The sequence below is a fragment of the Sphingobium sp. TKS genome, from assembly GCF_001563265.1.
Classification (GTDB): domain Bacteria; phylum Pseudomonadota; class Alphaproteobacteria; order Sphingomonadales; family Sphingomonadaceae; genus Sphingobium.
The window spans coordinates 1-9,585 of the sequence record NZ_CP005091.1; the positions used below are offsets into that span (position 1 = coordinate 1).

The window sequence follows — 9,585 nt, forward strand, 5'->3', positions numbered from 1 at the left end:
GTGCCCGAGGAACCAACCACCGGCCGCACTATGAAAGCGGCTTCCACCGCTTCTGTCCGTGACGGACACGCGATCGTCAAAGCTGGCGAGTTTATCGAGGCCCGTTTCGGTGCAGGCACGTCGCCCTCCCTGGCAGCCCGCAAAACCCTAGCTCTTCTGATCGCCAAAGCTGCCGGCGAAGCGTGGCGACCGGGATCGCACGTCATCGCCAAGCGCGATCTGCGAGGCACCCACAACGCCAATGATCGGATCCAGGACACCCTCGATGAGCTGATGGATGTGAAATTCCAAATGCCTTCGACCTCGGCGCAAGGGCGTGCGGCGACGCTCACCGCTGCCCTGCTCGCCTGGACGCTCAACGAACATGCGGAAGACGGCCGGGCCACCGTCGAGTGGGAGTTCACGGCACCGGCGAGGGCAATCCTGCAGGGGAGCGATTACTACGCTCGCCTCAACCGGGCAGCTCTGCTCGCCTTCCGGTCGAAGTATGCGATCACCCTCTATGAGATGGGTTGCCTGCTGGCTGGACGGCGTAGCCCCACATGGTCCGGAACGGTCGATGAGCTGCGGGAGCGGCTTGGCGCGCCCTCTAATTCGATGCCCAACTTCTCCGACTTCCGGCGCCTGGTGCTGACACCTGGCAAAGCCGAAATCGATCAGCTCGCCGCCTTTACGATGGACTGGTCGGAAAAGCGCGGAGCGCGGGGCAAGATCACCCACGTCACCCTAACCTTCACCCCTAAAGACGACGATGCCACTGACGCCGCGGCCGATGAGGCAGGACGCCATAGCAGCGGTCGAAAGGCCCGCCGGGAAGGGACGACAGAAACCATCGTCGACACCGCCAGCCTCATCGCCTCGGCGGCTTCTCGGCTATCGGTTTCGGACACCCTGCGCTGGCCGGCCGACGATCAGGTGGACGAGTTCAAGACCCCGGAGCTTCATGCAATCGGAATGGCCCTAGGCGGTGGTCACTCCGTGCAGCGCCTAGCGGATCAGTATGCTCGCGTCCGCCCCGAACAGCGCCGCAAACTGGTAGGGGACGCTCTCAAGGCGGATTGGACGAAATGGGTTACGGGGTGTGCCACCAAGTGGGGCCGAGTCTGATCGTTTCCCCACCTGACCGTTTCTGCTAACGGTTAGCGGATCATGTTTTGAAACGATCCGCAACAGGGACGAATGAGATGGCTTACACCCTTGGAGAAGCCGCAAAGGCAACGGGTATCAGCAAGGCTTCCATATCGCGCGCCATTAACAGCGGACGGATTTCTGCAACAAAAAAGGATGACGGCTCTTTCTCAATCGAGCCGGTCGAACTGCACCGGGTGTATCCCCCAAAGTCAGCCGCACCAGTAACCGAAACGCCTTTTGAAACGCAACGGAACGGCAATGCTGACACCCGTAACGGGTCGGATTCCAATGTGTTGCAGGCACGTCTTGATGCTGCCTTGGAACAGTTACGCGATCGGGACGGCACGATCGACGATCTTCGCCGCCGCCTCGATCAATCGGACGAAGAGAGGCGTGAGGCTCAAGCCCGAGTGATCGGACTACTGGCCGGACCCGGCCTCACGGAATCCAAAAGAGGGTTTTTCGGTCGCCTATTTGGCCGCCCTGACGAGTGAACCGCGATCACGTCCGCCAAGTGAGATTTACACTCCCATCTTGAGATCGAGCTTAATCGTGTCGCCGGGCATACCGGTCAAAACGGCGATCTTCTCGCGGGCGAAAGCCAGCACATCCGCAACAGTGTTAAGCGACGGGCCAGCCTCGGCCAGGATAGCCTCCTCGGGCTCCGGAGCGGCTTCATCGGCCATCTTCCGCACATCCTTGGACACGGTGCCTTCCAGTTCATCGATACTGAAATTCGCGATACGCGGGTACTCTTCCGCGATCCCGTGGCCGACCTGGCTGATTACCGCATCGTCTCCCTTATCGAGCATCACCCACATGCCGTAGTTATTGCGGACGGTGTGGCCGTTCTCGATCCGCGCAGCATAGGACGCATCGAACCGCTTCTTCACCTCGTCGGCGGGAAAGAGATACACGTCTACGTTCTGGGGGTTCAGCCGATCATCAACGGCAGCGACCAGAACGAGGTCCACGTCATCAAGAGTCTTCCAACGCTTTCCATCATCAAGCGGCGGGAAAGCTACCCAGCGGTCGCGGGTGGTGCGGATGCTGGCAGTCTGCGTCTTGCCATCCTTGGTCAGCTCATAGGTGTTGGAGAGACCACGGCCAGGCTGCTTCTTGAGAGCATATCCCTGCTGACGTGCGCCTTCGAGAGCGGCGCCAACCATTAGGTGCCAAGCGGCACTTTCCCCCATTTCTTTCAAGCGCGTCATAACAATTCCCCTCGTTGCCGATTGTCCCGAGCACTGATTCGCTGCGTGACAAGGCTTATTAGGAATTATTGCCGCACTCGTGCAAGCACAATCGTATTAGTCCTGAATTATCCCGGCTCCGGACTGGCCTGAAGGCGAATTAGTGCGAATTGGTATGAGGACTAAAGCCCGGTTACCCCCGTCGGCGCGACAGCCGAGATATTGTGGCCTGATTGACCCCGAGCAGCGCCGCGACGGTGCGCTGCGTGTCGCCCTTGGCAAGCCGCTGTAGCGCCTCGGCCTGCTGGTGAGGGGTGAGGGCTGCTCGCCGGCCGAACTTCACCCCACGGGCCTTCGCCTGGTCGCGGCCGGCTGCGGTGCGCTCCACGATCCGCTGGCGCTCCCAGCTCGCCGCGATCCCCAGCACGGCGATGACGACCTCGGCGAACTGCGAGGTGGTGTCCACCATCGGCTCCGCGATCGAGCGGAAGCCGGCCCCCGCCTCCTTCACCGCATGGAGGATGTTCAACAGGTCACGGGTGTTGCGCGCCAGGCGATCGGTGGCCGTCACCATCAGCACGTCGCCGGCCTCGAGCGCGCCGATCGCGCGCTTGAGCTTCGGCCGCTCGGCCGACGCGGCGCTGGCCTTCTCCTGATAGACTTTCACGCAACCGGCAGCGAGGAGCTGGGCGACCTGCTGGGACAGGTCCTGCCCGTTGGAAGAGACGCGCGCGTAGCCGTAGATCATGCAACCATTGTGCATCGGATATATGCATCATGGAAGCGCCCGGATTTCCGCCGTTTTCGACACGATGCAGAACCTGTGAGTTTTGCATCGTGATCGCGCGAAAGTTCGTCAGGCTGACCTTATTCGACCTTAAAAGACATTCTGCTCGAATACGTGACCAGATCGATTTTCGTGTCGTGTGCATCGCGGGCCGCTCGAAGCTTGTCATCAATTGTGGTGCCGACGATCATACCTGCAACTGGCGCATTGCCAGCAAGGTTCTTCTTAACCCATCCCATGTACCGGGAAAGCTGACCAAATACCTTATCCGCTGCGCGTCCTTTCTTCAGCTCAATAACAACATATCCCTTGCTTTTCTTATCTCGCGCAAGAATATCAATAGGTCCTACAGTGGTTTCGTACTGACGCCCAACAAACTCTAGTGGCCTCTGAACGAAATTGGCAAATCCTGTAAAATTTGCCTCAATAGAGTCTTCTAACGTCTTTTCGCTCAACATCATCTGCCTGAATTTACGCAGGTCCGTTGCGCTAGCACCCATACTCTTCTTGACAGCGGCAGCAGCTTCCACATCACCTCGTTCGGTATATACGTCTAATGCTGTCTGGCGATCTGCTTTAGCGTCTGGGTTTCCCATCCAAGCGAAAAATGCCTTTTCATTGTCGAAGGCGATATACGTGCCATTAGAGGCATAGTCTTCGATCCACTTTCGGACCTCGCCGCGAATAACGCCCTTTTTAAGAAATAGACTGTGATCGTCGTTTACATCAAAAAGTTCTGACAGTTGCCACATGCGCATGGCGTAAGACCGGCCTAGTCGCACGGTGTTTAACAGCGAACCCCGCTTCGTCCCACCAATTTGATAGGCGTCAAGAAGCCGAACGATCTCTTTCCTTTGGGAATCGTCAAGCTCGCGGAATGCTTCAATCTGCTCTATTACTTTGTCGAGATCGCCGATCTGTTTCGCTTTAGCGGCGAACAGCGCATATTCTGTAGTAGACAACCCATCGTCGAGCGACTGTAGCAACCTGACGAGAAACGGCACCGGATGAAGCTGGATGACCCGATGTGCAGCCGAACCAATGGACGGATTCCAAAACTGGTAACGACGTGACTGTAGAGCAAGGATAGCAGAGCCGTTAGTTGCATCCAGAAATTGCCGTCCTACAGGCGTGATCTCTACGAGGTCGCCTGGATCAACCCAAGCTAAACCAAGTGTACCGACTACCTGCTTCAACATTCTCGCCAAGGCGGGGCCTTCAGCTTGTGAGATACCAAGCTTGTTCAGACGCTTGACATAATCCCCTTGGCATTCTCGCCAAGGTCGGGTGCCTTCAAAATCTACTAATGGTGCTAGCCGATCGTGAACCGCCTCAACTGTTACTGCCAGACCCTTGGGTTGATACCAGTATGCATGATCGTCCGCATAGTTTCGGACGAAGCGCTTCCAGCCTGAGGGGAGTTCGGGACGAGCCAGCTTTTTGGGCATCAGACTAGCGTCATTTGCCCATCATCGCTCATTTCAGGTGCGCCGCGACCGTAGGTTTTACGGCGATGCTTAGCGGCAGCTTGTGCACCAGACGTACCGGCTTCCTCCGCTGCAAGGGCTGCAAGTTCCTCTTTGCCAGGATACTTTGCCCTGCCGACAAGAATTACAGGGCTGCCCGGTGCGGCGCGACTAATGCGCCGGCGCGCATAATCGAGATAGCGTTCGCTAATATCGATACCAATCCAACGGCGTCCCATGCGCTCTGCCACCACACAAGTCGTTCCTGTTCCAACGAATGGATCAAGCACGATTTCTCCAGCAAATTCACCGACTGCACCCTGCGTATAGAGGCGCATAAGGCGAGCTGGCAATTTCTCCGGAAATGGTGCCGGATGCCCCTCTTCGCGCTTCACATCCTCAGGATACATAAACCAAACCTGCTGAGCCAGATCAAGCCACTCAGTCCGGCTGAGCTTGTTACCTTGCTTAATATCGTCGGAGAACTTTGGAGGTTTTCCCGGCTTCACATAGACATTTATAAATTCTACAGTATTATTCTCAATTATATTACCTGGTTGTGGATAGCTTCCAAACATCATCTTTGATGTCTGCTTTTGCCATATGAACAGGCTATACCTTTCCAGGTCAGTACTGCCTAAAATGCGCGCTTCTAGGTCAAATGCTATATTCTTGATATGACGGGTATGTTGCTCGATTACCGCCTTTGGAATAGGCATAATCGGAGCATTTATACATAGTTTGCCGTTAGGTCGGAGTACACGAGCGCATTCTTTCCAAACACGCTCCATGTCATCAAGATATGCCTCGTAGCTAACCCAGCCCGTACTATCCCCATCATATTCGACAGCGGTCCAATAAGGGGGAGAGGTGATAATTTGATCGATGCAGCCATCAGGCATCAGCCGCATGATGTCTGCCGCGTTTCCAGCATGCAGGTTGCCAACCATCTCGTCGATGAGCGGCACCCCTTGCAGCGTACTTGTCGGTTGATTCATGCCCATCGCTCCAGCTTGTATAACGACGTCCGCTGTCGAACCAGCGCGATCGAACGTCACCAGCACCGTCTGTGCCGCATACATGACGCGATCAGTCGCCAAGTCCCGAGATAAGGTCAGGCAGCTTCGAGCGTTGGAATGCGCGCGATGATGTCGGCGTCCCTCACGGATTGCACGCGCAAGTCAAAGTTACGCTGCATGTTCACCCACATCTCCGGTGCAGTGCCGGTGAGCTTGCCGATCCGAAGCGCCATAGTCGGGGTGACATCCTGCTTTTCGGCAAGGATATCGTAGAGGGTCTGCCGCGACACCTCGATCAGCCTGGCGATCTCCGCCTTGGGCTTGTTGAGCGCGGGCAGAATGTCCTCCCGCAGCAGCTCACCGGGGTGCATCGGGGCAAGGCCGGATACGAGCTGGTTCATCATCTGTCTCCTGTCCGGGCCGATCCCGGATCATCATGCGTCTCTGTGTAAGACCTATATGTAAACTAAAGCCTTACATGTCAAGCATTGGCTGACAGATTTTTGGGGAGGGGTACGCCCCTCCTCAATGATAGTCCTCGATGTTCACGTCGATCGCATTGCCGTCATCCCAAGCCCATGTGACCCGGTAATTGCCGCTGGCATCGACTGCGTATCGTTTGGGCTTGGTGCTCAACCCATGAAAGCGAAAGCCCGGAACATTCATGTCCTCGGGCTTCGTCGCAGCATCCAGCGTGAGCAGGATGCGGCGAACGCGGTTGTGGTTCTGGACGGGAAGTTTTGAGCCATCTCCCTTGGTGGCGAAGGCTTCGAGCGCCTTGCTGGTGTATGTTTTAATCATAGACACATTGTAAGGCATTTCCTGACATTTGTCAAGCATTACCTTACACTCTGCCGAAAACGATTCTTCGGCGGCGACCCTACCGCCCGAAACCGATATCCGGCCCGTCACGTCCACGCTGACGGTCTGGCTCCTGCTCTCGCTGCCGATCCCGTCCACGCTGCCCCGGTTGGTCCAGCTCGATCGCCGGCATCTGGTCGCGCTGGGGTGACTGGTCGAGCGCCGGCACCGCCTCGAACCCGCCCTCGCTGCTGGTCTGCAACCCCGATCGCATCGCCCGCGCTGCGCCCTGGACCAGGCTCGACATGCCCTGCATCGTCAGCTCGGCCCGCTCGCGGAGCTGGTGGGACCATTCCCGTATCCGCTCCTGACCGCGCTCGATGTAGAAGCCCAATCCTCGCTTCTCCATGATCGCTTCGTTCACCTGCCCGCGCGGGGTGACCGCGTGCGGCTCCTCGCCGGCCGCGATCTGCTCCCGTTCGGCGCGCCGCTCGATCGCGGCCGATGCATGGCCCATCTTTACGGTTGGCTCGATATCCAGCCCCTGACGCTCGTAGCTGCGATGATCGACCCGTTCCGGCACCTGGGCGAGTTCCAGCGCGTCGTTGACCATGCCGGCCCACCGCTCACGGATCGCCTCTACCTCGACCGAGGCCGTCGTGCGCACGTCGAGCTGGCGCGTCTTCGCCCCCAGCCCGTCCGCCTCCGCCACCCGCGTCGTCGTCATGACGTGCGCGTGGTGGTTACGATCGTCGCCGTAATCATGCGGGGCGTGGATCGCCGCATCGACCGCCACCCCATAGCGGTCGCGGATATCCTCCGCGAAGGCACGAACCAGATCGCGGCGCTGGCCGGCGTCCAGCTCGGCCGGCAGCCCCAGCTCGTACTCTCGCGCAACCTTGGCGTCCTTGCGCTTCTCCGCAGCCTCGGCCGCGTTCCACAGGGCGGAGCGATCCTGCGCCCACTCCGCGCCCTCCGGCGCGACGATGAACGCATCCTCGACGCCGCCCCGTCGCGTGTAGTCGTGCACCAGGCCGTCGCGCTCGTTTTCGAGACAGACGCCGGCACGATACGCGACCGCCGCGACCGCGCTGCGCCCGGTCGAACGCGACACCGATTTCACCGCCAGATGGTAGATCGCCATCGCCGCGCCTGCCTTCTCCAACGTGGTCCAGCGGCGTTGCGCTGGTCGGGGTGTGGGGCGGAGGCCCCGCTGTCGCATCGCGACATGGGTGCAGGGTATCCCTGCCGCACGCATTACGCAGTAATGCTAAAGTGCGCCCTTGTCTCCTACTGTCGTCTCGGGTGGCTTCGTTTGCTGGATTGCGCTATAGTCGCTTCGTTATCGAGCTTTCACGCGGGGAAGGTATGGCGGCACCCACACGCGATTCGATCGAGCAGGCACAGAAAAGGGTCGATCAGGCGAAGGCCCGTCTCGCCGCGCTCAACGCCCGTGTCGCTGCCGAAGGTCGCCGCCTCGACACTCGCCGCAAGATCATCCTGGGCGGGCTGCTCATCGACGCCGCCGCCAAGGACAAGCGGTTCGCCGGCATCGTCTCCGAGCTGACCCACCGCATCAGCCGGGATCAGGATCGCAAACCGTTCGAGGGATGGACACTGCCCGGGGAGGATCGCTGATGGACCGGGACCGGGAGGACGATCCCCGCCACCTGCTCGAACAGGCACGCCAGCTCCACGAGTCCGGACGCGGAAGGGGAATGGCGCGTGGTGGTGGCCGGACCGATCCCCCGGCCGGCAAGTTCGATCCCGCCGAGTTTGACACGCCCCCCGATCCGCCACCCTCTGCCGCCGGGCGCGCGCGCGATGCCGCCGACGCCGCCCAAGCGCACAGCTTCTTCTCCCACCTCGACACCAACATCCAGCGCGTCCTCGCCGGCTTTGGCACCCTGCGCGACCTAGTGGCCGACGTGCGCGCCAGCCTTGCCGATGCCGCCGCCAGGGACGCACAGCGCGCCGAGGACGAGGAAGCCCGTGACAAGGCCATAGCGGCCCGCCTGGTCGATCCTGCCACCCTGGAGGCCCGTGCGGAGGCTGGAGCGCGTCGTGGGGCCACAGACGGCCTTGCCGGGGCGGGAGAGGCCCTGCGGCGTCGGATCGACGCTGACACGGCCGCGCATACCGCCTTGGCGGATCGTTTTGCCGCTGATGCCGCCGATCGCCGCGCCCATGAGCAGCGCCGGCGCCGGTGGGACAGGTGGTGGAACGGTGCGCTCGCCGCCTTCGCCCTGCTGGTGCCGATCGCCGGGGGTTACGGCTACTACCTGGGTAACGGGGCCGGCGAGGCATCGGGCTATGCCCGCGCCCGTGATGAAACGGCTGCGGCGAGCTGGGCCAACACTACCAACGGCAAGCTCGCCCGCCGCATCGATCAGGCCAGCGAACAGACCATCCCCGCCATCGCCGCCTGCCCCAAGGATCACGGCTGGAAACGCCAGAAGCGCGACGGGGCCTACTGGTGCTTCGGCGCGAACCCCGACGCCAAGACCTACAGCGGGTGGCTGCTGCCATGAACCGGGATGACACCGCCCGCACCTGGCAGCTCGTCATGGTCGGGGACGGCCTGCACCGCATCACGGCCGACGCGCAAGCCGACATGGCCCGGCTGCTCGACCTCGATCCCGCCATCTCTCATCTGACCGTCGAGGTCGGTGACACGTCCGTCCACGTCGCCCGCGACTGGCCCAGCGACCGGATGGAGGAAGCCGATCGCCTGATCGACCGCATCGCCAGTTCGGGAGTGTCCGCGATCGTCGTCCATCCCCGACAGGATCATCCACCCCGCCGCCTGACGATCGGTGAATGATCGCACGCCGGCCTCGCTCCGAGTCCTCCTTCGCCAAGCCTGCGGCCGGTAGGCCGCTCCTGTGACGGCGTAGCCGGCACGCATCATCGGCGCATCGGCCGGAGGCCGATTCCGCTTGTCGTCATGCAACGCCAGCCTCGCGCGCGCGATGATTCCAGATTCTATTGATTCTATGATTCAGGGGTCGCCTAGTCGCTGATTTAAAACGATTAAATGGCCCGACCTACGACAAATGGGGTGCTCAGTTACGACAAATGGGGTGGGCACCTACGAGGAATGGGGTGGGTAGTTGCGACAAATCGGGTGGTGATGCGATCTGTGACAAGATCATTGATCTTATGTCGCATCTGGCTAAGGTTCCGAC

General features: G+C 60.3%; 12 protein-coding genes. 5 read left to right on the plus strand and 7 right to left on the minus strand.

Annotated features, from left to right (window positions below; all coding sequences use genetic code 11):
• Together K426_RS29850 and K426_RS29855 are read left to right on the plus strand one after the other, a co-directional pair.
• Positions 1-1,107 (plus strand): replication initiation protein, encoded by a 1,107-nt coding sequence (locus tag K426_RS29850; RefSeq protein ID WP_237230256.1) that lies wholly within the window; start codon positions 1-3, stop codon positions 1,105-1,107.
• A gap of 77 nt (positions 1,108-1,184) precedes the next feature.
• On the plus strand, positions 1,185-1,625 hold the full coding sequence (locus tag K426_RS29855; RefSeq protein ID WP_066564868.1) for a recombinase: 441 nt from the start codon (positions 1,185-1,187) through the stop codon (positions 1,623-1,625).
• A gap of 27 nt (positions 1,626-1,652) precedes the next feature.
• Here the strand turns inward: K426_RS29855 and K426_RS29860 are convergent, their stop codons facing one another.
• The 7 genes from K426_RS29860 to mobQ all read right to left on the minus strand — a co-directional run bounded on the left by K426_RS29860 (position 1,653) and on the right by mobQ (position 7,655).
• The gene (locus tag K426_RS29860; RefSeq protein ID WP_030092732.1) at positions 1,653-2,345 is read right to left on the minus strand and encodes a hypothetical protein; all 693 of its coding nucleotides are present in this window, start codon (positions 2,343-2,345) and stop codon (positions 1,653-1,655) included.
• Between the two features lie 172 nt (positions 2,346-2,517).
• Positions 2,518-3,072, minus strand: coding sequence for a recombinase family protein (locus K426_RS29865; protein WP_066564872.1), 555 nt, complete (start codon positions 3,070-3,072; stop codon positions 2,518-2,520).
• Positions 3,073-3,191: 119 nt separating this feature from the next.
• Positions 3,192-4,559 carry an endonuclease NucS domain-containing protein gene (locus tag K426_RS29870; RefSeq protein ID WP_081876348.1) on the minus strand — a complete coding sequence of 456 codons (1,368 nt, stop codon included), beginning with the start codon at positions 4,557-4,559 and terminating at the stop codon, positions 3,192-3,194.
• Positions 4,559-5,659 (minus strand): DNA-methyltransferase, encoded by a 1,101-nt coding sequence (locus tag K426_RS29875; RefSeq protein ID WP_081876349.1) that lies wholly within the window; start codon positions 5,657-5,659, stop codon positions 4,559-4,561. The genes K426_RS29870 and K426_RS29875 overlap by 1 nt, the downstream gene beginning before the upstream one ends.
• Positions 5,660-5,691: 32 nt before the next feature.
• On the minus strand, positions 5,692-6,000 hold the full coding sequence (locus K426_RS29880; RefSeq protein WP_030092725.1) for a HigA family addiction module antitoxin: 309 nt from the start codon (positions 5,998-6,000) through the stop codon (positions 5,692-5,694).
• A 121-nt stretch (positions 6,001-6,121) separates the two neighbouring features.
• The gene (locus tag K426_RS29885) at positions 6,122-6,514 is read right to left on the minus strand and encodes a type II toxin-antitoxin system RelE/ParE family toxin (protein WP_335339819.1); all 393 of its coding nucleotides are present in this window, start codon (positions 6,512-6,514) and stop codon (positions 6,122-6,124) included.
• Positions 6,477-7,655, minus strand: coding sequence for a MobQ family relaxase (gene mobQ, locus K426_RS29890; RefSeq protein ID WP_237230255.1), 1,179 nt, complete (start codon positions 7,653-7,655; stop codon positions 6,477-6,479). The genes K426_RS29885 and mobQ overlap by 38 nt, the downstream gene beginning before the upstream one ends.
• 110 nt (positions 7,656-7,765) lie before the next feature.
• Here mobQ and K426_RS29895 point away from each other — a divergent pair, with 110 nt between their 5' ends.
• From K426_RS29895 to K426_RS29905, 3 genes are read left to right on the plus strand one after another with little or no spacing between them, the layout of a single operon-like run.
• A complete protein-coding gene (locus tag K426_RS29895) occupies positions 7,766-8,035 on the plus strand; it encodes a hypothetical protein (RefSeq protein ID WP_030092728.1) in 270 nt (89 codons plus the stop codon).
• Positions 8,008-8,928 carry a hypothetical protein gene (locus tag K426_RS29900; RefSeq protein ID WP_145907863.1) on the plus strand — a complete coding sequence of 307 codons (921 nt, stop codon included), beginning with the start codon at positions 8,008-8,010 and terminating at the stop codon, positions 8,926-8,928. The genes K426_RS29895 and K426_RS29900 overlap by 28 nt, the downstream gene beginning before the upstream one ends.
• Complete coding sequence (locus tag K426_RS29905; RefSeq protein ID WP_082749271.1) at positions 8,925-9,221, plus strand: SPOR domain-containing protein; 297 nt, start codon at positions 8,925-8,927, stop codon at positions 9,219-9,221. The genes K426_RS29900 and K426_RS29905 overlap by 4 nt, the downstream gene beginning before the upstream one ends.
• Positions 9,222-9,585 lie beyond the last annotated feature (364 nt).

Coding starts and splice junctions, on each gene's coding strand:
- K426_RS29855 (WP_066564868.1), top strand. CDS start 1,185: ATGGCTTACACCCTTGGAGAAGCCGCAAAGGCAACGGGTATCAGCAAG.
- K426_RS29860 (WP_030092732.1), bottom strand. CDS start 2,345: ATGACGCGCTTGAAAGAAATGGGGGAAAGTGCCGCTTGGCACCTAATG.
- K426_RS29865 (WP_066564872.1), bottom strand. CDS start 3,072: ATGATCTACGGCTACGCGCGCGTCTCTTCCAACGGGCAGGACCTGTCC.
- K426_RS29870 (WP_081876348.1), bottom strand. CDS start 4,559: ATGCCCAAAAAGCTGGCTCGTCCCGAACTCCCCTCAGGCTGGAAGCGC.
- K426_RS29875 (WP_081876349.1), bottom strand. CDS start 5,659: ATGTATGCGGCACAGACGGTGCTGGTGACGTTCGATCGCGCTGGTTCG.
- K426_RS29880 (WP_030092725.1), bottom strand. CDS start 6,000: ATGATGAACCAGCTCGTATCCGGCCTTGCCCCGATGCACCCCGGTGAG.
- mobQ (WP_237230255.1), bottom strand. CDS start 7,655: ATGCGTGCGGCAGGGATACCCTGCACCCATGTCGCGATGCGACAGCGG.
- K426_RS29895 (WP_030092728.1), top strand. CDS start 7,766: ATGGCGGCACCCACACGCGATTCGATCGAGCAGGCACAGAAAAGGGTC.
- K426_RS29900 (WP_145907863.1), top strand. CDS start 8,008: ATGGACACTGCCCGGGGAGGATCGCTGATGGACCGGGACCGGGAGGAC.
- K426_RS29905 (WP_082749271.1), top strand. CDS start 8,925: ATGAACCGGGATGACACCGCCCGCACCTGGCAGCTCGTCATGGTCGGG.